This window comes from Silvanigrella paludirubra (assembly GCF_009208775.1).
In the GTDB taxonomy this organism is placed as follows: domain Bacteria; phylum Bdellovibrionota_B; class Oligoflexia; order Silvanigrellales; family Silvanigrellaceae; genus Silvanigrella; species Silvanigrella paludirubra.
Genome location: NZ_WFLM01000004.1, coordinates 43,560 through 66,708, shown reverse-complemented (window position 1 = coordinate 66,708; position 23,149 = coordinate 43,560). Strand labels below are relative to the sequence as shown.

28 protein-coding genes and 1 pseudogene are annotated in these 23,149 nt (G+C 40.4%); all 29 read left to right on the top strand.

The window, feature by feature from the left end; genetic code table 11:
- Positions 1-24 precede the first annotated feature (24 nt).
- The 29 genes and pseudogenes from GCL60_RS10930 (at position 25) to rplO (ending at position 23,147) form a co-directional block, all read left to right on the top strand.
- Positions 25-1,203, top strand: coding sequence for a R3H domain-containing nucleic acid-binding protein (locus tag GCL60_RS10930; RefSeq protein WP_153420693.1), 1,179 nt, complete (start codon positions 25-27; stop codon positions 1,201-1,203).
- Between the two features lie 141 nt (positions 1,204-1,344).
- A complete protein-coding gene (locus tag GCL60_RS10925) occupies positions 1,345-2,124 on the top strand; it encodes an electron transfer flavoprotein subunit beta/FixA family protein (protein ID WP_153420692.1) in 780 nt (259 codons plus the stop codon).
- Positions 2,125-2,144: 20 nt separating this feature from the next.
- The gene (locus GCL60_RS17425; RefSeq protein WP_153420691.1) at positions 2,145-3,128 is read left to right on the top strand and encodes an electron transfer flavoprotein subunit alpha/FixB family protein; all 984 of its coding nucleotides are present in this window, start codon (positions 2,145-2,147) and stop codon (positions 3,126-3,128) included.
- Between the two features lie 124 nt (positions 3,129-3,252).
- Positions 3,253-3,678 carry a 50S ribosomal protein L11 gene (rplK, locus tag GCL60_RS10915; RefSeq protein WP_153420690.1) on the top strand — a complete coding sequence of 142 codons (426 nt, stop codon included), beginning with the start codon at positions 3,253-3,255 and terminating at the stop codon, positions 3,676-3,678.
- A 52-nt stretch (positions 3,679-3,730) separates the two neighbouring features.
- Positions 3,731-4,429 (top strand): 50S ribosomal protein L1, encoded by a 699-nt coding sequence (rplA, locus tag GCL60_RS10910; protein ID WP_153420689.1) that lies wholly within the window; start codon positions 3,731-3,733, stop codon positions 4,427-4,429.
- 147 nt (positions 4,430-4,576) lie between these two features.
- Positions 4,577-5,095 carry a 50S ribosomal protein L10 gene (rplJ, locus tag GCL60_RS10905; RefSeq protein ID WP_153420688.1) on the top strand — a complete coding sequence of 173 codons (519 nt, stop codon included), beginning with the start codon at positions 4,577-4,579 and terminating at the stop codon, positions 5,093-5,095.
- Between the two features lie 81 nt (positions 5,096-5,176).
- Positions 5,177-5,548: a 50S ribosomal protein L7/L12 gene (gene rplL, locus GCL60_RS10900; protein WP_153420687.1), complete on the top strand. Its 372-nt coding sequence runs from the start codon at positions 5,177-5,179 to the stop codon at positions 5,546-5,548.
- A gap of 192 nt (positions 5,549-5,740) precedes the next feature.
- Positions 5,741-9,913, top strand: a complete 4,173-nt coding sequence (gene rpoB, locus GCL60_RS10895; protein WP_153420686.1) for a DNA-directed RNA polymerase subunit beta — start codon at positions 5,741-5,743, stop codon at positions 9,911-9,913.
- 24 nt (positions 9,914-9,937) lie between these two features.
- Positions 9,938-14,032: pseudogene (gene rpoC, locus GCL60_RS10890) on the top strand (DNA-directed RNA polymerase subunit beta'); the annotation flags it as partial.
- A 206-nt stretch (positions 14,033-14,238) separates the two neighbouring features.
- Positions 14,239-14,550, top strand: a complete 312-nt coding sequence (rpsJ, locus tag GCL60_RS10885) for a 30S ribosomal protein S10 (protein WP_130610705.1) — start codon at positions 14,239-14,241, stop codon at positions 14,548-14,550.
- Positions 14,551-14,654: 104 nt separating this feature from the next.
- Entirely contained in the window at positions 14,655-15,206 is a 552-nt protein-coding gene (gene rplC, locus GCL60_RS10880; RefSeq protein WP_148698244.1) for a 50S ribosomal protein L3, read from the top strand.
- Positions 15,207-15,265: 59 nt separating this feature from the next.
- On the top strand, positions 15,266-15,829 hold the full coding sequence (gene rplD / locus GCL60_RS10875; protein ID WP_161998169.1) for a 50S ribosomal protein L4: 564 nt from the start codon (positions 15,266-15,268) through the stop codon (positions 15,827-15,829).
- A 16-nt stretch (positions 15,830-15,845) separates the two neighbouring features.
- The gene (locus tag GCL60_RS10870) at positions 15,846-16,178 is read left to right on the top strand and encodes a 50S ribosomal protein L23 (RefSeq protein ID WP_153420684.1); all 333 of its coding nucleotides are present in this window, start codon (positions 15,846-15,848) and stop codon (positions 16,176-16,178) included.
- A gap of 65 nt (positions 16,179-16,243) precedes the next feature.
- Positions 16,244-17,080: a 50S ribosomal protein L2 gene (rplB, locus tag GCL60_RS10865; protein WP_337189403.1), complete on the top strand. Its 837-nt coding sequence runs from the start codon at positions 16,244-16,246 to the stop codon at positions 17,078-17,080.
- A 25-nt stretch (positions 17,081-17,105) separates the two neighbouring features.
- Positions 17,106-17,381, top strand: a complete 276-nt coding sequence (gene rpsS, locus GCL60_RS10860; RefSeq protein WP_148698248.1) for a 30S ribosomal protein S19 — start codon at positions 17,106-17,108, stop codon at positions 17,379-17,381.
- A gap of 10 nt (positions 17,382-17,391) precedes the next feature.
- Positions 17,392-17,715 (top strand): large ribosomal subunit protein uL22, encoded by a 324-nt coding sequence (locus GCL60_RS10855; protein WP_153420682.1) that lies wholly within the window; start codon positions 17,392-17,394, stop codon positions 17,713-17,715.
- Positions 17,716-17,729: 14 nt separating this feature from the next.
- The gene (gene rpsC / locus GCL60_RS10850; RefSeq protein ID WP_153420681.1) at positions 17,730-18,416 is read left to right on the top strand and encodes a 30S ribosomal protein S3; all 687 of its coding nucleotides are present in this window, start codon (positions 17,730-17,732) and stop codon (positions 18,414-18,416) included.
- A 7-nt stretch (positions 18,417-18,423) separates the two neighbouring features.
- Complete coding sequence (gene rplP, locus GCL60_RS10845) at positions 18,424-18,852, top strand: 50S ribosomal protein L16 (RefSeq protein ID WP_153420680.1); 429 nt, start codon at positions 18,424-18,426, stop codon at positions 18,850-18,852.
- Complete coding sequence (locus GCL60_RS10840; protein ID WP_153420679.1) at positions 18,837-19,040, top strand: hypothetical protein; 204 nt, start codon at positions 18,837-18,839, stop codon at positions 19,038-19,040. The genes rplP and GCL60_RS10840 overlap by 16 nt, the downstream gene beginning before the upstream one ends.
- Positions 19,041-19,056: 16 nt before the next feature.
- Positions 19,057-19,317 (top strand): 30S ribosomal protein S17, encoded by a 261-nt coding sequence (rpsQ, locus tag GCL60_RS10835; RefSeq protein WP_153420678.1) that lies wholly within the window; start codon positions 19,057-19,059, stop codon positions 19,315-19,317.
- A gap of 55 nt (positions 19,318-19,372) precedes the next feature.
- Positions 19,373-19,750 carry a 50S ribosomal protein L14 gene (rplN, locus tag GCL60_RS10830; RefSeq protein ID WP_153420677.1) on the top strand — a complete coding sequence of 126 codons (378 nt, stop codon included), beginning with the start codon at positions 19,373-19,375 and terminating at the stop codon, positions 19,748-19,750.
- Between the two features lie 114 nt (positions 19,751-19,864).
- Positions 19,865-20,392, top strand: coding sequence for a 50S ribosomal protein L5 (rplE, locus tag GCL60_RS10825; RefSeq protein WP_153421172.1), 528 nt, complete (start codon positions 19,865-19,867; stop codon positions 20,390-20,392).
- Between the two features lie 11 nt (positions 20,393-20,403).
- Positions 20,404-20,589: a type Z 30S ribosomal protein S14 gene (locus tag GCL60_RS10820; RefSeq protein WP_130610668.1), complete on the top strand. Its 186-nt coding sequence runs from the start codon at positions 20,404-20,406 to the stop codon at positions 20,587-20,589.
- Between the two features lie 11 nt (positions 20,590-20,600).
- A complete protein-coding gene (rpsH, locus tag GCL60_RS10815; RefSeq protein ID WP_153420676.1) occupies positions 20,601-20,999 on the top strand; it encodes a 30S ribosomal protein S8 in 399 nt (132 codons plus the stop codon).
- Between the two features lie 25 nt (positions 21,000-21,024).
- Complete coding sequence (gene rplF / locus GCL60_RS10810; protein WP_153420675.1) at positions 21,025-21,564, top strand: 50S ribosomal protein L6; 540 nt, start codon at positions 21,025-21,027, stop codon at positions 21,562-21,564.
- A 60-nt stretch (positions 21,565-21,624) separates the two neighbouring features.
- The gene (rplR, locus tag GCL60_RS10805) at positions 21,625-21,987 is read left to right on the top strand and encodes a 50S ribosomal protein L18 (RefSeq protein ID WP_153420674.1); all 363 of its coding nucleotides are present in this window, start codon (positions 21,625-21,627) and stop codon (positions 21,985-21,987) included.
- Positions 21,988-22,023: 36 nt separating this feature from the next.
- The gene (rpsE, locus tag GCL60_RS10800) at positions 22,024-22,500 is read left to right on the top strand and encodes a 30S ribosomal protein S5 (RefSeq protein ID WP_153421171.1); all 477 of its coding nucleotides are present in this window, start codon (positions 22,024-22,026) and stop codon (positions 22,498-22,500) included.
- A 17-nt stretch (positions 22,501-22,517) separates the two neighbouring features.
- On the top strand, positions 22,518-22,715 hold the full coding sequence (rpmD, locus tag GCL60_RS10795) for a 50S ribosomal protein L30 (protein WP_153420673.1): 198 nt from the start codon (positions 22,518-22,520) through the stop codon (positions 22,713-22,715).
- Positions 22,716-22,727: 12 nt separating this feature from the next.
- Positions 22,728-23,147, top strand: coding sequence for a 50S ribosomal protein L15 (rplO, locus tag GCL60_RS10790; protein WP_153420672.1), 420 nt, complete (start codon positions 22,728-22,730; stop codon positions 23,145-23,147).
- Positions 23,148-23,149 lie beyond the last annotated feature (2 nt).

Sequence of the window (23,149 nt, the reverse complement as noted above, 5' to 3'; positions counted from 1 at the left end):
TAACTCTATATAGGACTTTTTACTGTGACTGAACTTACTAAACTATCTATTAACCCTGATGCTTTTATCTATGCAGTGAATCAAGCATTTGAAGCGCGTTCGAAAGCCAATGGCGAGTTCAATTCTCATTTAAGATTTGAACCATTCTTAACAAAAACCTGGACTACTCCAAAAAACCTTGATTTTTCATCATTTAAAACACTTCTTAGCGAAATTATAGTGCATCATTTCCATATTTTGCCTAACTTTCAACGCAATGAAAATGTAGATATCGAAAATATTTCATGGTTTTCACATTCCATTGCTGCCCTTTTTGCTGATCTTGACTATTTATTACTTGAATTCACTGGTCATAAGCTTCCTAATTTATCTGGAAATACTCTTCCAAAAGCAGTGAGTAGCAAAAATATATTGACAGCTATACAAAAGTACGAAGCTTATTTAAATAATAATGACGAAAATAAAGAGCCTTATTCTTTGTTTCCATTATTGTCTGAAGCTAATGAAACAATAGACGCACAATATATCCAAGAAATTTGGAGTTTAATTTCATCGTTCACAAAAAAAACATTTGGTTCTTATTTTAATTTAATTCAATCTTACGTTTTGTGGAAGTACACAACTAAAGAAACAACTCAAGAAGCCATTGACTGGAATGTCAGACCTCCTTGTGGCGCCGCTTATCACAAACAATTTAAAGAACTATTTGATCGTGAGCGTGAAGAGCGTTTTGCAAAACGTAACGAAAGAAATAATAAATCAAAAAATGATAAAGATAAAAAACCATCTCATTCAACATCAAATATAAAATTTTCTCACAAAGAAAAAAATCACAAAGAAGAATCTCATTCCAAACCAGTGCATAAAGAAAAAGTGGCAACAGAAGATGCTGCTCCTAAAATGATACATAAAGAAAAAAGTCATAAAGAAAATACAGCGCCTTCTTTTAATGGAAATTCATTTCAATTAAATTCATCTGCCGCTGATCAAAAACAGCAGCAACATCTTGAAGAAGCTCTTGAAGAAGCACGTACAGCTATTCAAAAAATGATTAAAAATAAGAATATTCCTGAGCTAAGTTTAGCTCCCCAAAACTCCTTTATAAGACGTCATCAACATTCACTTATTACTGAATCTGGTTTTGAAACAGAAAGCCTTGGAGAATCACGTAGTCGCCATGTTTGCATAAAACGGAAACATTAAATAAACAGAAATAAATCGTCTGAATTGCATACCAAGAATCTTTCACCTAATTGACACCCTATCTAGAATTAGTAATCTCATTCTGACTTAGTGGTGTTTTTTTTATTTGATTAACAATCAATCCTTCTCCGGAGGACTAAAATGAAAATTCTTGTGCTTGCAAAACACGTTCCAGATACCGAAACAGTGGTTAAAATTGCTGCTGGTGGAAAATCGATCGATGAATCTGATTTTAAATATATGGTAAACCCTTGTGATGAATACGCCATGGAAGAAGCCATTCGCACGCAAGAAAAATTTAAAGGTGAAAGTATTGTTGTCAGCGTTGGCCCAGCGCGCGCTCAAGAAACCATCCGTAAAGCACTCGCTATGGGAATCGATCGTGGTGTTTGGATAAACACAGAGGGATATACTGGAGTTCTTGACTCCTATTCCGTTGCTCTAGCAATTTCAAAAGTTGTTGCCGAAGAAAAACCTGATCTCGTTTTTGCTGGGTTAAATACAACGGATGAAGGCGCAGGAAATGTAGGACCTATGGTTGCAGAATTTTCAGGCATGCCAAGTTTAGTAAATATTTCCAAAATAGAATGGCAAAATGAAGGCAAATCCTTTCGTGGCGCACGCGATGTTGAAGGCGGCGTTGTCGAAGTATATGAAGCACAACTTCCTATCCTAATTGCACCACACCAAAATTTAAATGACCCTCGTTTTCCTTCTTTACCTGGAATTATGAAAGCGAAGAAAAAACCAATTGCAGAAAAAAAAGCTTCTGAACTTATAACTGAAAAAGCAAAAGTAGAAGTTCGTAATTATAAGCTCCCTCCTGAAAAAGCACCTGGAAAAATCTTTAAAGGTAAACCTGTTGAAGAAATGGTTGTTGAAGTGGCAAAGTTATTACGTTCTGAAGCAAAAGTTTTATAAAAATATAAGAGGTTAATAATATGTCTCATAAAGTTCTTGTGTATGCAGAAGTTAGAAATGGGAAATTAAAATCTACTTCTGGCGAAACTCTCGCAGAAGCGAGAAAAATGATGGGTGGCAAAACAGAAAACATTCACGCTGTTTTGTTGGGCGAAGGGTGTGAACAACACGCTAAAACTCTTGCTACTTTTGGAGCATCTAAAATTTATGTCGTAGACGCTCCAGAAACAAACACATATCAAGGTGAGCCTACTATTCAAGCTATTGATCAAATTATAAAAAAGAACGGCTATACAGTTGTTATTGGCCCTGGTTCTCCAACAGGAAGAGACTTTTTCCCACGTCTCGCCATCCGCAATAATGGAGCTATGTTAACAGACGTTGTCGGTTTTCAACTAGAAGGGGAAACAATTGTTGCTGATATTCCAATGTATCTTGGCAAATGTTCGAAACAAGCTGTTTCTAATGCACCCACAACTTTTATCACCCTACGTCCTAATGTACGGCCATCTGAAGTTGCCGATGCCAACGCACAACCTTCAGTAGAAAAATTCTCTTGTAGTTTTGATGCTTCAAAAATTACAGCTAAAGTGGTAGAAGTTCGTAAAGGATCCAGTGAACGTCCCGATCTCACAGAAGCAAGTATTATTGTTTCTGGCGGAAGAGCGATTGCTAATAAAGACAACTTTAAAATTCTTTTTGAATGTGCTGATGTTGTTCATGGTTCTGTAGGAGCTTCTCGCGCCGCAGTCGATTCTGGGTACGCGCCTTACGACATGCAAGTGGGTCAAACAGGTAAAACGGTAAATCCTAATTTATATGTTGCTTGTGGAATTTCTGGATCCATTCAACACTTATCTGGTATGCGTACATCAAAATGTATCGTAGCGATAAACACCGATGCCGATGCTCCTATTTTTCAAAAAGCAGATTACGGCATTGTGGCCGATCTTTTTCAAGCGGTTCCTATCTTGACAAGGGAATTTAAGAAGATGACTGAATAAGGCAAAAGCGCCTATTTCCTTCCTTTTTCCTTGCAAGTCCTAAAATTATGTATTATCGGTTTGCATTCACGCCCAAAGCGCACCTTTTTTTGGGCTGATTGCTATATTATATGAGGAAAGTACAATGGCTAAAAAAATCACAGGGCTTATTAAGCTCCAGATCAAAGGCGCTCAAGCGACTGCTGCGCCTCCCGTTGGTCCAGCTCTTGGACAACGTGGTGTAAACATTGCGATGTTTGTAAAAGAATTCAACGCTCGTACACAAAAACAAGCTGGTGAAGTTCTTCCTACAGTAATCACTGTTTACTCTGATAAATCATTTACATTTATCACAAAAACTTCCCCTGCAAGTAACTTACTTAAAAAGGCTGCAAAAATTGAGTCAGCAAGTAAAACTCCAGGTAAAGCAATTGCTGGTTCTGTAACAGAAAAACAAGTTGAAGAAATTGCGAAAATCAAACTTCCAGACTTGAACTGCTACGATATTGAAGCTGCTAAGAAACTTATCAAAGGTTCTGCACGCTCCATGGGTCTAGAAATCAAAGGTTAAATTTTTTAGAGGGAGGCCTTTATAAGCCGATTTACCTCAAAGGAAAATCATTATGGCAAGAAAAATTAGTAAGAAATTAAAGGCTGCTAGCGCTAAAGTAAATCCTAGCAAGTCTTATAATCTGAACGAAGCAAGCCAGCTTCTTAAAGATATTTCATATGCAAAATTCGACGAAACAGTTGAAGTTGCTATGAATCTCGGCGTTGACCCACGTCACGCTGACCAAAACGTTCGTGGCGCTGTCGTTCTTCCTCATGGCCTTGGCAAAAAGGTGCGCGTTTTAGTATTTGCTAAGGGCGAAAAAATCCGCGAAGCAGAAGAAGCTGGTGCTGATTTTGTTGGTGGTGACGATCTTGCTCAAAAAATTCAAGGTGGCTGGCTCGATTTCGAAGCAGCTATTGCAACTCCAGACATGATGGGTGTTGTGGGACGTCTTGGACGTATCCTTGCTCCTCGTGGACTTATGCCAAACCCAAAAGTTGGTACAGTTACACAAGATCTTAAAAATGCAGTTAAAGAAGCAAAAGCAGGCCGCGTAGAATTCAAGGTAAATAAAGCCGGAATTATTCAAGCACCTGTTGGAAAAGTTTCTTTTGACTCTAAAAAAATCGAAGAAAATACAAAAGCATTTATTGATGCTATTGTTAAAGCAAAACCTGCTGCAGCAAAAGGAACATACATTAAATCTGTGTATGTAAGCTCCACAATGAGCCCTTCTGTTTGCGTAGATCCAGCTGAATATAAAGTTTAATTTCGTTTCGTAAGGGTCTAAGACTGCTGGTAATATTGCGATTGTGCAATCATATAAATCCCGCATAGACTTTGACCCCTGCGGTTTATCAACCTCGTAATTCCATTTTGCCTGTGGGAATACGAATAACTTAGGGGAGGCACTCTCTTGGATCGTAACGCTAAACTCCAGTGGCGCGAAAGTGTTGTTCAAGCACTCGACAAATCTGGTGCTGTGTTCCTAGCTAATTACTCAGGGATGACAGTTGAAGAGCTTACGGCAATGCGTCGTGAACTCAAAGCAGTCCAAGCAGATTTTCACGTAGTAAAAAATACAATTGCTCAAAAAGCTGTTGAAGGTAGAGACGAAAATGTAATCTCTGAACTTTTCAAAGGCCAAACAGGCGTTGTTTTTGCTTATGGTGATGCTGCTGCCGCTGCTAAAGTATTTTCTGAATCCGCAAAGAAATTTGAGAAACTCAAAATCGTTGGCGGTTATATGGAGAAATCCTTATTAACTCCAGCTTCTGTTGAAAAACTCGCTTCTTTACCTTCACGCGAAGTACTTCTTGGCCAACTTATCGGTACTATGGTTGCTCCACACCGTGGACTTCTCAACGTACTCAATGGTGTTCCTAGAAACTTGGTTCAAGTTCTTAACGCCATTAAAGAGAAAAAAGCCGGTTAATAACGATTGCCCGATTGCGTATTTATTTTGTGTTTAATCTAATAGTTTCGCTATGAAACTTAATTTTTTAAAGGACTGACAATGTCTACTATTACTAAAGAACAATTTATTTCTTACATCGAAAACCTTACTCTTATTCAAGCTGCTGAGCTTGTTAAAGAATTAGAAGACAAATTTGGCGTATCCGCTGCTGCTCCAGTTGCTATGATGGCAGCTGCTCCTGCTGCTGCTGCTGCTGAACAAACAGAATTCGAAGTAATTCTTAAAGCTTCTGGCGACAAAAAACTTGACGTAATTAAGGAAGTTCGTGCTATTACTGGTCTTGGTCTTAAAGAAGCTAAAGATCTAGTTGAAGGCGCTCCTAAATCCCTTAAAGCTGGCGTTACTAAAGCTGAATCTGAAGAAATCAAGAAAAAGCTTACAGCTGTTGGCGCAACAATCGAAGTTAAGTAATTTTAACTTTGCTGTTTTCCCAGTCTTATTAGCTTAAGAGTCAAGCTATTGAACAGTACGTTCTATGGCTTGACTTTTGCTGTTGTGCAAATATTGTGTGCTGTGCTCACGTATGGTATGCCATTTGATGCACACCACACAATTTAGCAATCTTATATTTGTATCCTTTCTTTCTTACGCAGAGGACTCAATATGGCCAATCTGGCATCAAGCTTCGTCCGTCACCGTCGTACTTTTGCTAAAGTTAAACCAATCATTGGAATGCCAAATCTAATTGACATTCAAAAGAAGTCGTACGCTGAATTCTTGCAAGGAACAGATTCCGCAGATGCTCGTATAGAAGCGGGCTTACAGGGCGTTTTTAAGAGCGTATTTCCTGTACAAGATTTTGATGCAACAGCTTCTGTTGAATTCGTCAGTTATTCCCTAGATGAACCAAAATATACTGTTGAAGAATGCCGCTCAAAAGGCATGACTTATGCAGCGCCTGTAAAGGTTTTGATTCGTCTCATTATTTGGGATGTCGATCATGATACAGGTGTAAAATCTATTCGTGGGTTCAAGGAGCAGGAAGTTTACTTTGGTGAAATTCCTCTTATGACTCAAAATGGTACATTTATCATAAATGGTACAGAGCGCGTTGTGGTTTCACAGCTTCACCGTTCTCCTGGCGTCTTTTTTGATCACGACAAAGGCAAAACACTATCCTCAGGTAAATTTCTATACAATGCACGCGTAATTCCTTACCGTGGTTCTTGGTTAGATTTTGAATTTGACACAAAAGATATCCTTTATTGCCGTATTGACCGTCGCAGAAAAATGCCTGCTACCGTTTTACTAAAGGCTCTTGGTTATACAACAGAAGAATTGCTTGGCACTTTTTATGAGTGCGAAACCATCCTCAATCGTGATGGACAATTTTTCCGTAAAGTAGACCTCGATCGTTTACGCGGACAACGTGCTTCTACAGATATTATGGATCCAAAAAATCCAAGCAATACTCTTGTAAAACGCAACCGTAAAATTTCTGCTTTACATATTAAACAATTAAAAGCTGCTGGGGTTGTAGAACTTCACTTCCCACAAGAAGAACTTATTGGAAAAGTGATTGGCCAAGACATTATCGATGACGATACTGGCGAAGTTTTATTTCCAATAAACACAGACATCTCTGAAAAAATCTTGGAAGCAATTATGCTAAGAGGCATAACATCATTCCAAATTTTATTTATTGATGATCTTAACGTGGACTCTTCTTTCCGTGACACACTTATGGTTGATAAAACCCTAAACACAGAAGAAGCTCTTCTTGAAATTTACCGCAGAATGCGTCCGGGAGATCCACCCACACTCGAAAACGCAAGTAACCTCTTTCAAAATTTATTTTTTGAAAAAGACAGATATGACTTATCAAGAGTGGGTCGTTTAAAATTAAATGAAAAACTCGATCTTACTATCGACATTGATTATCGCACATTAACTCGCGAAGATATCATTGGGACAGTTAAACGTCTTCTCGATGTCCGTAGCGGAAAAATCAAAGTGGATGACATTGACCACCTTGGCAACCGTCGTGTACGTGCCGTTGGTGAGTTACTTGAAAATCAATATCGTATTGGTTTAACTCGTATTGAAAGAGCAATTAAAGAGCGCTTACAACTTCAAGATCTCGACAGTTTAATGCCTCACGATCTCGTGAATGCAAAACCTGTTACTGCAGTTGTTAAAGAATTTTTTGGTTCTTCTCAGTTGAGTCAGTTTATGGATCAAACAAACCCATTAGCGGAAGTTTATCATAAACGTCGTCTTTCAGCCCTCGGGCCTGGTGGTCTTTCCCGTGAAAGAGCTGGCTTCGAAGTCCGTGACGTTCACCCAACACATTACGGTCGTATTTGTCCAATTGAAACGCCGGAAGGTCCAAACATTGGTCTTATCGTTTCTCTTGCTTCTTTTGCACAAGTTAACAAATATGGATTTATCGAAACTCCATACCGTACCGTTACCGATCGTCTTCCTATGGATGAAGTTCGTTATTACTCATCTACAGACGAATGGCGTGACCATGTTATTGCGCAAGCGCGTATATATCCTGACCACGAAAATAAAATTAATTCAAACGACCTATTAAACGCGCGTAGTTCTGGCGAAACCAACATCTACACAGCGGAAGAAGTAGACTTAATGGACGTGGCAACCAACCAAGCGGTTTCTGTTGCAGCTTCCTTAATTCCATTCCTTCAAAATGACGATGCCCACCGTGCCCTCATGGGTGCCAATATGCAACGCCAAGGCCTGCCTTTGCTTCGCACAAAAGCGCCGCTTATTGGTACAGGCATGGAACGTACGGTTGCTGCCGATTCTGGCGTAACTGTGGTTTCTCGTCGTGCTGGTACTGTTATTTCTGTGGATGCAGAACGCGTTGTGATTAAAGCAAACGAAGTTTCTTCGGATGTAACTGAAGTGGCATCGGAAGTGGATATCTACACTCTTGTTAAATTTACAAGATCAAACGTGGATACCTGCGTTAACCAAAAACCAATTGTAAAAGTTGGCGATAAGGTTGAAAAAGGCGACATCATTGCAGACGGTTTTGCTACAGAAATGGGCGAACTAGCTCTTGGCCAAAACGTGGTCGTGGCATTCCTTCCTTGGAATGGTTACAACTACGAAGATGGTATCGTTGTTTCAGAACGTATTGTTCGTGAAGATCTCTACACATCTGTTTACATCCAAGAATTTGAATGTATTAGCCGTGATACAAAACTAGGAAAAGAAGAAATTACTTCTGATATTCCAAACGTCAGCGATGAATCCTTAAAAGATCTCGACGACGCTGGTGTTGTTCGCATTGGAGCCGAAGTAAAACCGGGAGACATCCTCGTTGGTAAACTAACTCCAAAAGCAGAAACACAACTTACACCTGAAGAAAAACTTCTCCGCGCAATTTTCGGTGAAAAAGCGGCCGATGTTCGTGATACCTCCCTTCGTGTTCCACCAGGAGTTCAAGGAACGGTTATTGGAGCTAAAGTATTCTCTCGTGAAGGTGCAGAACTTGATAGCCGTATGATCCAAGTTCAAGAACAAGAAATTTCTAAACTCAAAAAAGATGAGCGCGATCGTATTCAAATCATCCGCAAATCTACTGTTGAAAAATTAGAAACACTTTTTGTAGATGAAACTGCTGCTGTTAGTTTTGAAACAAAACATGAAGGACATGTTTATAAAGTTTCCTCTGGTGAAAAAATTCACAAAGAAGCTTTTGCTGGCATGACAATTGAGCAAATTAAATCACTTGAAGTAATTAGCTCAGATAAAAGTGCGCTATTAGCTAAAATCAAAAAATCCATGAACGAAAAAATCGCTCTCGTTCGTGAAATGACAGAATCCCAAATAGCTCGTGCAAAACGTGGTGATGAACTTCCACCAGGCGTTATCAAAATGGTGAAAGTATATGTTGCGATTAAACGTCGTCTTCAAGTTGGTGATAAACTAGCGGGTCGTCACGGTAACAAAGGGGTTATTTCTAAAATTGTTCCAATCGAAGATATGCCTTACCTCGAAAATGGTCAGCCTGTTGATATCGTATTGAGCCCTCTTGGGGTTCCTTCACGTATGAACATCGGCCAAATTATGGAAACGCACTTTGGCTGGGCAGCACGCGGAATTGGTCTTAAAATCAATGAAATGTTGGACAAAGCAGCTCCTCGTAAAGAACTTGAAGAATATATTTGCAAAGTATGGGATGATCCTTCTGTACACGAATTTGTAAAATCTTGTTCAAACGAAGAACTACGTCAGTTTGTTCGTAAGTATAAAGAAGGTGTTACGTTATCAAACCCCGTGTTTGATGGCGCCGAAGAAGAAGAAATCTTCAAATACCTTGAACTTGCCGATCTCGATCGTTCTGGACAAGTTACTTTATACGACGGCCGTACAGGTGAAAAATTCAACCGCCAAGTAACAGTTGGTGTCATGTATGTCCTTCGTCTACATCACTTAGTTGATGAAAAAATCCATGCTCGTTCTATTGGGCCTTACAGTCTCGTTACGCAACAACCTCTTGGTGGTAAAGCACAATTTGGTGGTCAGCGTCTTGGAGAAATGGAAGTGTGGGCGATGGAAGCCTATGGAGCAGCTTATACGCTTCAAGAGTTCTTAACTGTGAAATCAGATGACATCGCAGGTCGTACAAAAATGTACGAAGCAGTTGTAAAAGGCGAAAACATGATGCTCCCTGGATTACCAGAGTCCTTCAACGTTCTTGTCAAAGAAATGCAATCGCTTGCTTTGGATGTCAGCCTTATTCGTGATGAAAGTGAAATCAGTCTTGATGATCTTCAACGCGATGTGCGTGAAATCCAATAATAACGAAGGAGTTTAAGCATGAATATGAATGAAGGTTCCAAAGATGTTTACAGTTTCTTCGAAAAACCTGTAGATCCTTTGAGTTTTAGTGCAGTTAAAATTGGTCTAGCTTCTCCTGAACGCATCAGAAGCTGGTCCTATGGTGAAGTTAAAAAACCAGAAACAATCAACTACAGAACGTTTAAACCAGAACGTGATGGCCTTTTCTGCGGAAAAATCTTTGGCCCCGTTCGTGATTTCGAATGTATTTGTGGAAAATATAAACGTAAAAAACACCGTGGAACGGTTTGTGAAAAATGCGGTGTTGAAGTTATTGAAAGCAAAGTGCGTCGTGAACGCCTTGGTCACATTAACTTAGCAAGCCCAGTGGCACACATCTGGTTCTTAAAAAGTTTACCTTCCCGTATTGGTTGCGTTGTAGACATTTCGCTTAAAGATCTTGAAAAAGTTCTTTATTGCGAATCCTACATCGTTCTTGATCCAGGTACTTCTGATCTTAAAAAGCATGAGCTTATTTCAGAAGATCGCTTTGCGGCAAAAGTACGTGAGCTTGGAAACAACGCATTCCGCGTAGGAATCGGTGCCGATGCCATGCTCGAAATGTTGCAATCTGTTGACGTATTTGAACTCTCTGAACAACTCAAAGAATCTTTGTTAAATACGACTTCCGATGCTCAAAGCAAAAAGTTAATCAAAAGACTTAAAGTCGTTGGTGCCTTTACAATGAGTGACAACCGTCCTGAGTGGATGATGTTGTCCGTTATTCCTGTATTGCCACCAGACCTTCGTCCGCTTGTTCCTTTGGACGGTGGCCGTTTTGCTACGTCTGACTTAAACGACCTTTACCGTCGTGTGATCAACCGTAACAATCGTTTACTTAGACTTATCGAATTAAATGCGCCTGAAATCATTGTGCGTAATGAAAAACGAATGCTCCAAGAAGCGATCGATGCGTTATTTGATAACGGACGTCGTGGAAAAGTATTTACAGGTCCAAATAAACGCCCTCTTCGCTCTCTTTCCGACATGTTAAAAGGGAAAAGTGGTCGTTTCCGTCAAAACTTGCTTGGTAAACGTGTGGACTATTCTGGTCGTTCCGTAATTGTTGCGGGTCCAGAACTCCGTCTTCACCAATGCGGTTTGCCAAAATTAATGGCTCTCGAAATGTTTAAACCATTTCTCTTCAATAAACTTGAAGAAAGAGGCTATGTTTCTACAATTAAAAGTGCGAAAAAAATGGTGGAAAAAGAACGTCCTGAAGTTTGGGACCTTCTTGAAGAATGCACAAAAGAACACCCTGTTCTTTTAAACCGTGCGCCAACATTGCACCGTTTAGGTATTCAAGCGTTTGAACCTGTATTAATCGAAGGCAAAGCAATTCAGCTTCACCCATTGGTTTGTCAGGCATTTAACGCGGACTTTGACGGCGATACCATGTGTGTTCACGTTCCATTAAGCCTTGAAGCACAAATAGAAGCTCGTGTTCTTATGATGTCGACAAATAACATTTTGTCACCTCAGCACGGTACGCCTATTATTGAGCCTCGTAAGGATATCGTTCTTGGACTTTACTATTTAACACGTGAAAATATTACTTTACGTGGCGACAGCATGAAATTCTCAAGCCTTGATGAAGTTCGTGTTGCTTATGACCATGATTTTGTAGAATTGCACACACGCGTTTTTGTTCGTTTGAATCCAGGTGATAAAGAACTTGTTCAAACCACAGTAGGTCGTTGTATTTTAAAAGAAGTGATTCCAGATAACGTTCCGTTCTTCAAAAAATACAATAAAGCTCTCGATCAAAAAGCACTTGCCGTTCTTGTAAACGATACCTACCGTCTTTGCGGTGCAAAAGAGACAGTTCTTTTAGCAGATGCTTTACGTGAATTAGGTTATCGTTATGCTACAGAATCTGGTATTTCTATTGCAATTAAAGACATGATGATTCCAAAAGAAAAAACAAAACTCTTGGAAGAAGCATATAACGAAGTAAAAGAAGTTCGTGAACAATACGCGGAAGGTCTTATTACAGAAGGCGAACGCCACAATAAAGTAATTGATATTTGGTCCCGTGTTCAGGACGAAATTACTGTAAAAATGTTGAAACAACTTGAAACTCAAAAAGCAGTTAACCAAAAAGGGGAAGCTGTTCAAATTCAATCATTCAACTCTCTTTACATGATGGCTGACTCCGGAGCCCGTGGTTCAAAACAACAGATGCGTCAGCTTGCAGGAATGAAAGGCCTCGTGGCAAAAGCTACAGGTGAAATTATTGAAACTCCTGTGACTTCAAACTTACGCGAAGGTTTCACAATTCTTCAATACTTTATTAACACTCACGGTGCTCGTAAAGGTCTTGCCGATACTGCTCTTAAAACAGCATCTTCTGGTTACCTTACACGTCAGTTAGTGGACGTTGCGCAAGATACCATCATTTCTGAAACAGATTGCGGTACTCTTGATGGTGTGGAAATCACATCTGTAGTTGAAGGCGGCGAAGTCATTCAACGCGTTGGAAACCGAACTCTAGGAAGAACATCTCTTTACGATATTAAAAACCGTGCAACTGGTGAGGTTATTGTAAAAGCAAACGAAGAAATCAACGAGGAAGCTGTTCTCCGGATGGATACAGCAAAAATTGACCGCGTTTATGTTCGCTCTGTATTAACATGCCGTACTCGACGTGGTGTTTGTGCAAAATGCTACGGTCGTGACCTTGCAACTGGTAACCTTGTTAACGTTGGGGAAGCCGTAGGCGTTATTGCTGCTCAATCCATCGGGGAACCAGGAACACAGTTAACAATGCGTACATTCCACTCTGGTGGTACAGCGACAACTCAATCTCAAGCGTCTTCTCACGAAGCAAAAGCGGAAGGTACAGTTCAACTTTCCAATGTAAGCTTAGTAAAAGGCCGTAGTGATTGGGACACAGCAATGGGTAGAAACGGGGAAGTGATCGTTTATGACCTTGATGGTATTGAACGTGACCGCCACTCTATTCCATACGGATCGAAAGTATTTGTTAAAGATGGAGCCAGCGTAAAAGTAGGAACCATGTTAATTGAATGGGATCCGCACTCTGTTGTAATTGTATCCGAGGTTTCTGGTAAAATTAAATTCCAAGACCTTTTTGAAGGTGTTTCCGTTGAAGAACGTACTGACGAAGTAACAGGTTTAACTCGTCGTGTTGTGATCGAAAACAAAGATACAAAAATTAAACCCGCAATTGTTGTTACAGACTCTTCTGGAACGGCAATTCGAATTACAGAAACTCGTGATGCCCGTTACCCACTTCCTAGTGGTGCGACAATCATGTTTGCAGACAATGACAATGTTTATCCTGGTGATGTTCTTGCTAAAATTCCAAGAGAACAAGCAAAAACAAAGGATATTACAGGTGGTCTACCACGTGTTGCTGAGCTATTCCTTGCTCAAAAACGCAGAACATTTGCAATCATTTCTGAAATTGACGGTTTTGTTTCTTTCGGAGCAGATATCAAAGGTAAAAGACGCGTGGTTGTTACTCCAGAAATGGGTGGTGGCGACAGTCGTGAATATCTTATTCCAAAAGGACGCCACGTGGTTGTTACCGAAGGAGACTTTATCCGTGCCGGCGAACCACTCGTGGATGGACCATTAAACCCACATGATATTTTAAAAGTTTTAGGTGAAAAAGCTCTAGCTAGTTACCTTGTTTCTGAAATTCAGGCGGTTTACAAACTTCAAGGTGTGAATATCGATGATAAGCACATTGAGATTATTGTAAAACAAATGCTTCGCCGTGTAAGAATTAAAGATCCAGGAGACACCGAGTTTCTACCTGCGGCTCAGGTTGAAAAATGGACATTTGAAGAGCAAAACGAATTTGCTATGCAAAGAGGAGCTCGTCCAGCTACGGCTGAGCCTTTGCTTCTAGGTATAGCAAGAGCAGCGTCATCTACAGAGTCCTTTATTTCGGCGGCATCTTTCCAAGAAACAACCCGCGTTCTTACAGAAGCTGCCCTTGCTGGTCGTAAAGATCTATTACGTGGACTTAAAGAAAACGTTATTATGGGTCGCTTAATTCCGGCTGGTACTGGCGTAAACTTCTATAATAACTTAGAAATGTTTGTTGAAGGCCAAAGCCTCGATGCAGAAGCAATAATCGAAGCCTCAATTCCACAAGTGGTTGCCCGCTTAGGAACAGGTTCTCATCATCAAATGAGATAAGCACATTGCTTATCTCTTATGCTTACTTATTGCTCTAATTTTACAATTTTTGCTTGACAATGGGCGTCATTCTACGTTACGAATCGACGCCCAACGGTTTGGAGTGTAATTCAATGGAAAGCCAAAAAATCCGTATTCGTCTCAAGGGCTATGATGTTTCTCTGGTTGACCAGAGCGTAGCTCAGATTATTAACAAGGCAAAAGGAACGGGAGCAAAAATTGCTGGCCCAGTACCAATGCCAACGATCATTAACCGTTATACAGTGTTGAGATCACCTCACGTTGACAAAAAGTCACGCGAGCAATTTGAAATCCGCACTCACCGCCGTTTAATCGATCTTCTTGAGCCAAAACAACAAACTGTTGATGGACTCATGAAACTCGACTTAGCAGCTGGTGTTGATGTAGAAATCAATCTCTACTAAAAAACTGGTTATTATTTTTTAATCACACTTCTTAAATTATTTTAAGAAGTTTTAACAAAAAGCTGGCGCTGTAATCTATTGCATCCAGCAGGAGTTAAAGTCATATGGTACGTTATGCTTTTAGCAAAGTTGGCATGACTAGTGCTTTTACGCAAAGTGGCACAGCCCAAGGCGTAACTGTTCTAAAAATGCAGCCAGCTAAAGTTCTTAGACACGAAACTTTGGAAAATGGCAAAGTTGTTGTTGTTGTTGAATACGATACAGGTCATAAAAATAAACTTGTACGTGGATGGGTTGTCGAAAATCCTGCTGAATACGAAGTAGGCTCACCTCTTAAAGCTCCTTCTCTCTCTGTCGGACAAAAATTAAAAATTACTGGCTTTTCTAAAGGTCGCGGTTTTCAAGACGCTATGACTCGTCACGGTTTTGGTGGCGGTCCTGCAAGCCATGGTAGCCGTTTTCATAGATCCCCTGGATCTGTAGGTATGCGTGCTGAACCTGGTCGCGTTATGAAAGGCAAAAAAATGCCTGGTCAAGACGGTAATGTACAAGTAACTCTCCGCAATGTTCAGGTTGCTTACTGGTCTCATGAAGAGTCAATTATGGCTATCGTAGGCGGTGTACCTGGTGCACGCGGCGGTATGGTATTTGTTTAAATTTAAGTTTTGGGAAGGGATAGCATATGTTGTCTAAAATTGAAACCCTTCCAGAGAGTTTGGTAAGCTATGCTGACCGTAACAAAGGCACTCTCTGGCAGGTTATTAAGGCTTACAGAGCCAACCAAAGACAAGGAACTGTTGGCGTAAAAACACGCGCAATGGTTAGATCTACTGGTAAAAAGCCTTACAAACAAAAGAAAACAGGAAGCGCTCGTCGTGGTTCTTTCGTAGCTCCTCTCCATGTTGGTGGTGGTGTTGCTCACGGACCTAAAGCGCGCGATTACCGTCAAGCGATTCCCGTAAAAATGAGTCGTGTTGCTCTCGGTATTGCAATTTCTGAGCGTATTAAGTCTGGCAAAATTTTTGTTGGTTCACTTGATTTTCCAAGTGGAAAAACAAAAGATGCGGCGTCTGCACTAAAGAATGTTGCTGATTTGTCTGGAAACACTTTGGTTTGCTTAAGCAATCCAAACGAAAGCACAATTCGTGCACTTCGCAATATCCGCGGAGTTCACCTTGTGAGTCCAGAACAAGTAAATGCATTTACTATTCTTCAAGCACGCAGTCTTATTGCAAGTCCAGAAGCGTTCAAAGTTCTTGAATCTAGGATAGCAGACTGATTTTTGAAGAAAGGAAATGAACATGCGTTCGGATTATGTTATCAAAGGCTCAGTTTTAAGTGAAAAATCTTTTAGTCTTTTAGAGAATAAAGTTTACACACTTAAAGTTGATCTCAAAGCTACAAAAACAGACATCAAAGCAGCTGTTAAAGATGTTTTTGGTGTTGATGTTATCAATGTAAATACTTCTATTCTACGTGGAAGAATTGTACGTAAAGCGCGTTCTAAAAAAGGTGGCGCTGTTGAAGTTAAACTTCCTAACATCAAAAAAGCGTTTATTCGCTTAAAAGATGGGCAAGAGCTTCCTGCACCAGTTATGAACACGCAAGCAGAAACTGTAACGGAATAATTTTTCTGTTTTTTTGTATTTTATAGTTTTAATGCGCGGAAAAATCCTCGAATTATCGCGCAAGGATGAGGAAAATGGGAATCAGACAATTAAGGCCTTATACGGCTACAACAAGAACACAAAGTTACATCAACTACAGAGAAGTTCTTACTACTGATACTCCTTACAAGCCGCTCTTGGCTCCAAACCCAAGAAAAGCGGGTCGTAATAATACTGGTCGCATTACTGTTCGCCATCAAGGCGGCGGAAATAAGATCAAATATCGTATTATTGATTGGAAGAGAAGTCGTAAAGACGTTGAAGGTGTTGTTACTTCTGTTGAATATGATCCAAATCGTACAGCTTTTATCTCTCTCGTGAAATTTATCGATGGAGATCGTCGTTATGTACTTGCTACAAACGGTGTTAAGGTTGGTACAAAAATTATCGCTTCTCACGAAGCTGATATCAAGGCTGGCAATAGCCTCCCACTCAAGAAGATCCCTGCTGGTACAATTATCCACAGTGTTGAAATGCGTCCGGGAGCTGGTGCAAAGTTAGTTCGTAGTGCTGGTGCATCTGCAACGTTAGTTGGTCGTATTGAAAAATACGCTCAAATTCGTATGCCATCAGGTGAACTTCGTCTTATCCCTGAAGATTGCTATGCAACCATCGGTACTGTATCCAATGCGGACCATATGAATGTTTCTATTGGTAAAGCTGGCCGTAATCGTTGGAAGGGCGTTCGCCCAACTGTTCGTGGTGTTGCTATGAACCCTGTTGACCATCCAATGGGTGGTGGTGAAGGTCGTACAAGTGGTGGCCGTCATCCATGCTCACCATGGGGTCAATTGTCTAAAGGTTACAAAACTCGCAAGGTAAAACCTAGCGATAAGTTTATCGTAAGCCGTCGTAAAAAATAATTTCGAATTGCTTAAGGGGTAAAGCATGTCACGTTCGTTGAAAAAGGGTCCTTTTGTTGACACCCATTTGCTCAAAGCAGCAGATAAAAACAAGGGTGCCGCTAAAGTAATTAAAACCTGGAGCCGCCGTTCCACAATTATTCCAGATTTCGTTGGACTCACATTTGCAGTTCACAATGGAAAAAAGTTCGTTCCCGTTTATGTGAACGAAAATATGGTTGGACACAAGCTTGGTGAATTTTCGCCAACTCGTACTTTCCATGGTCATGGTGCGGATAAAAAAGCCGCTAAGAAAAAGTAAGAGGTAATTTATGGACGCAAAAGCAACACACTATGCTGCAAAGTGTACCGCACGTAAGGCAAGATTGTTAAGACCGCTAATCATTGGCAAAACTGTTTCTCAAGCAATTGCTGTGCTTTCTGTCGAAAGACGCTCTGGTTCTGTAGCGACAGTAAAGCTTATCCGCTCTGCGCTTGCACAGCTTCCTGAGAATAGTGCTGTAAACACTGTAATTAGTGACTTTGTAGTGAATGAAGGTCCCCGCCGTCGCATGTTTATGCCACGCGCACAAGGACGTGCTACGCCTATATTAAAAAAGACGTCGCACTTAACTATTCGTCTTAAACTTAATTAACAGAGGGTACAACAGTGGGTCAGAAAGTACATCCAATTGGTTTGAGACTTGGGATTAACAAGACTTGGGATTCTCGTTGGTTTAGTAAACGTGAATTTGCAAAAAATCTTAATGAAGACTTGAATGTTCGCAAGTTCATATCAAAAAAATACGCAGAAGCTGGCGTTGCACGCGTTGAAATCGAACGCGCTGCAAAACAAGTTGTAGTTAAAGTTTACACAGCTAAGCCTGGTAAACTTATTGGTAAACAAGGTAAAGGGATTGAATTACTTCGTGATGAAGTTAAAACAGTTCTTAAATCTAATGACAAATCCATCAAAGTTGATGTTTTTGAAGTTAAGAATCCTGATACAAATGCTCAATTAGCGGCATTCAACGTTGCACAACAACTTGAAAAACGTATTTCCTTCAGAAGAGCTATGAAGAAGGTTATGCAACAAGCTATGAAAGCAGGCGGAAAAGGAATCAAAATCCGTGTTGCTGGCCGTTTAAACGGTGCAGAAATGGCTCGTACAGAATGGTATATGGAAGGACGCGTTCCTCTTCATACTCTTCGTGCAGACATTGACTATGGAACTTCCGAAGCTTTAACAACTTACGGACTCATTGGTGTTAAGGTTTGGTTATTTAAGGGTGAAGTTTTTGGGAAAACAGCTGGTAGCGTTGCTCCTAGTTCCAAAAATGCACGCAATGAGGAGTAATTAGAAAATGCTAGCTCCAAAAAAAGTTAAATTCCGTAAATCTCACAAAGGCCGCATTAAAGGCGTTGCAGATCGTTGCAACAGTGTTGACTTTGGAGATTTCGCTCTTCAGGCTCTTGAACCTGGAAAACTAGAAGCTCGTCAAATTGAAGCAAGTCGAATTGCCTTGACCCGCCATATAAAACGTGGTGGAAAGGTTTGGATTCGTGTGTTTCCAGACAAACCTATTACAAAGAAACCAGCTGAAACACGTATGGGTTCCGGTAAAGGTGGTTTGGATCGTTGGGTTTGTCCAATTCGCTCAGGTCGCGTAATTTTTGAAATTCAAGGTGTACCAGCAAATCTTGCTAAAGAAGCATTTGATCTTGCTGCTGCTAAACTTCCTTTCAAAACTCGCATGATGAGCAGAAGTGATAAGGTTTGGGAAAATCAATGAAAAAACAAAAAAAGTTTTCTGATTTAAGCTCTAGTGATGCATCTACTAAACAAGACACTCTTATTAAAGAGCTTGTAAAGTTTAGGGTTTCCATGGATCCAGCTCTCATCAGTAATGCGGGCGGTGTGGCAGGTCTGAGAAGAGATTTAAAAATCGTTTCTCGCAGAAAAGCACAATCTGCTAAATAATTGAGGGTAAATAGACATGGAAAACAATAAAATCACTAAGAATCCTATTAGAGGCCGTGTAGTAGCGATCTCAAAAGATACAAAGACTGTAAAAGTAGAAGTTCCTCGTGTTGTTCCTAATAAGACATACGGCAAACGTCTTCACCTTCATACTTCTTTGTTAGCTGACACTTTTGGTGTTCAAAATATCGTGGTTGGTAAAGATGTTGATATCTTGCCTTGCCGCCGTATTTCCAAAAACAAGTCATGGAAAGTTGTTTCTGTTGTTGCTCACTAATGTAGGCAACACTTTAAAATAGTTTCTTTTTTCTTCTCATTTAATGGGGTGTATCGTGATTCAGCCAGAATCAATCCTGGTAGCAGCCGACAATAGCGGTGCGAGAAGTCTCAACGTCATTCGTGTTATGGGCGGTTCTTTCCGTCGTTATGCACGTGTTGGCGATTTGATCGTCGTATCCGTAAGAGATGCTGTGCCTGGTGGGCGTGTTAAAAAAGGCGAAGTACACAAAGCAATTGTAGTTCGTTGTAAGAAAGAAGTTTCGAGAACAGATGGTTCTCGTATTCGTTTTGATGAAAATGCTGCTGTTCTTGTAAAAATTGTCAAAAATGAAAAAGAGCCAGTTGGAACCCGTATTTTTGGACCAATTGCTCGTGAATTAAGACAACGTAATTGTGGCAAGATTATCAGCTTGGCTCCGGAGGTTCTATAATCCATGGCAAGCGAAAAAAATCAGTCCGGTAAAAAACCTACTGGCAAAAAAGGCGCAGATTATGGCGCAGTAGTCGTTCGTGGTGAGCACACTAAAGGTGTTAAACCAAGATACATGGCAAAGTTCAGCGACAAAGTTTTACCTGAACTTAAAAAGCTTCATACAGAAAAAAATGTGATGGAGCTTCCTAAGATCGTAAAAATCGTTGTTAATACTTGCCAAGGCGAAGCTACTCAAAACATTAAGGCACTTGAAGCAGCTGCAGCTGAGCTTGAGTTGATTACTGGTCAAAAAGCAGTTATTACTCGTGCAAAGAAATCAATTGCAACCTTTAAGTTACGCGCAGGAATGCCAATTGGCGCTTCTGTAACTCTTCGTAAAGAACGCATGTTTGAATTTTACGATAAACTCGTTTCGGTAGCACTACCTCGCGTACGTGACTTCCGTGGAGTTTCATCTAATAGTTTCGACGGTCGTGGCAATTATTCTCTTGGAATCCGTGAACAGATCATATTTCCTGAAATCGAAGCGGATAAAGTAGATAAAACACGTGGCTTGAGTATCACTATCGTGACATCTGCAAAAACAGATGAGGAAGCTCGTGAGCTTCTTACTCTCCTCGATATGCCGTTTAGAAAGTAAAGGGGATAGATGTGGCTCGTTTAGCAATGATTAATAAGGCAAATAAAAAAGCCAAGTTTTCTACGCGTCAGCACAACCGCTGTAACCAATGCGGTCGTCCTCGCGCTTACTATAGAGACTTTGGTCTATGTCGTATTTGCTTACGTAAAAATGCCCTTTCAGGACAAATTCCTGGAATGGTCAAGGCAAGTTGGTGAGGTGAATAAATATGTACGCTACTGATCCAATCGCTGATATGTTAACACGTATCCGTAATGCTTCTAGTGCAGGTCTTAAATATACAACAATTCCTGCAAGCATTATTAAAATTGAAATTACAAAAATCTTAGAAACAGAAGGCCTCATTCGTGGGTTCCGTCTAATCAAAGATAATGGTCAAGGCAAAATTAAAATTGCCATGAAATATAGTGAAGTTGGTCAACCGGTGATCCGTGGAATTACACGTGTATCTAAACCTGGTTGCCGCGTTTACAAAGGTGTTGAGGATCTTCCAAAGATCCGTGGTGGTCTTGGTTTCGCAATACTTACTACGCCAAAAGGTGTTCTTACAAGCAAAACAGCTCGTAAAGAACGCGTTGGTGGAGAAGTTTTAGCTTATATTTGGTAACTTTCGAGGTTTTTAGGAGGCTTCTATGTCAAGAGTTGGTAAGCAGCCAATTAAAATTCCTTCGGGAGTAACCGTAAAATTAAGCGGAACTATTCTCGAAGTGAATGGATCAAAAGGCACGATGAAACGTGATACCTTTGGTCGTATTGCTATTGCACAAGAAAATAACGAAGTTGTTGTATCTGCGAATAACGGAGAAAACAGCTCTGCGTATTGGGGTCTTTACAGAACCCTTCTTTCTAACATGGTTCAAGGTGTATCTGCTGGTTTCAGCAAATCTCTTGAAATCCAAGGTACAGGATACCGTGCAGCTATGGCAGGCAAGGTTTTAAACCTTACTGTTGGTTTTTCACATCCTGTAAATATTGAGCCACCAACAGGCATCACTTTTGAAGTTGATAAAGCTGGTAAAGTAAATATTTCTGGTGTTGATAAAGAGCTCGTGGGCCAAATGGCTGCTAAAGTTCGTTCCGTACGTCCTGCTGAACCTTACCAAGGTAAAGGCATTCGTTACGCTGGCGAAGTTATTGTAACTAAAGTTGGTAAATCTGCAGGTAAGAAATAATTTCTTCCTGCTTATTATAAATCGTGTTTTCTGTATGTTAGCAGGAAACCAGGAGATGTTATGTATCGTATAATCAATCGTAAAAAGATCAGGCAATTGCGTAAAATGCGTTTTTGGCGCCGCCGTTCTTCTGATTTAACAAAACCACGTCTTTGCGTATTCAAGAGCAGCCGCCATATTCAGGCTCAAGTTATTGATGATGCAAAAGGCATAGTTATTGCATGCGCTAGTTCTATTGAAGCAGATGTTAAAGCAACTGGTCTTCGTGGCAAGACAATGGCTGTAAAAGTCGGAAATCTTGTTGCTGAAAGAGCAAAAAACGCTGGAATCAGCGCTGTTGTTTTTGACAGAAACGGTTTCACATACCATGGGCGTATTCAGGTTCTCGCTGATTCCGCTCGTGAAGCTGGTCTTCAGTTCTAAGAACTTAACTTTTTTAAGGAAGAGCAGAAAATGCAAATGAATAAAGAAGAACAGAAAAAAGATCGTTTTGAAGATCGTGTTGTTAGCGTTTCACGCGTATCCAAAACAGTTAAAGGCGGTAGACGCATGAGCTTCTCCGCACTTGTTGTTGTTGGAGATCGCCAAGGTACAGTTGGTTATGGACTAGGCAAAGCTGCTGAAGTTCCAGAAGCCGTTAGAAAAGCTGTAGCACAAGCAAAAAAATCACTCATTACAGTACCAATGGAAAAACAAACAATTCCATTCGTAGTTAATGCAAAATTTGGTGCAAGCCACCTTCTTTTAAGCCCTGCAACTGAGGGTAGTGGTATTGTTGCTGGAAGTTCTGTACGTGCTGTTGCTGAACTTGCAGGCATTCCTAACATTATGGCTAAAATTCAAGGTAGTCGGAATCCTCATAATGTTGTAAAAGCAGCATTTAAAGGTCTTAAACAGCTTTCTACTACTGAAGAATACTTAAAAGCACGTAAGTAAGAAGGGGACTCTCTAAAATGCAAAATATTAATACCCCAAAAATAAAAGTGACTTTGCTTCGCAGCTTTGCGGGACGTAGCGAATCACAGCGTAGAACCCTAGTTTCACTTGGTCTTTCTAAAATTGGTTCCTCACGTGTATTACCAAACGTGAACCCAATACTTGGCCAGGTCAACAAGGTAATTCAATTTATCAGGGTTGAGCCAGCTGAGTAAGGAGTAATTAAAGTGAGAATAGAAGAACTTCGTCCTAATCCGGGCGCAAGAAAAGATAAACGCCGTTTAGGTAGAGGCCCAGGTAGTGGTCTTGGTAAAACGGGTGGACGTGGTGGTAAAGGCCAAACAGCTCGTTCTGGCTCTAGCATTCGTCCTGGTTTTGAAGGTGGTCAAACTCCTCTTTACCGTAGAATTCCTAAACGCGGATTTAAAAATGCTTGTGCAATTAACGTTGAGTCTTTAAATTTAAAAGATTCTTCACAATACATTGAAAACGGCATTTTAGATGGTCAAGGCTTTGTAGCTAAAGGCATCGCAAAATTACTTTCAATGGGTGATGTACCTGCAGATCTTAAAACTGTGAAAAACTTTGTTATGTCTTCTGGAGCACGTGAAAAACTGCTCGCAAAAGGCGTAACCATCGAGGAGTAACC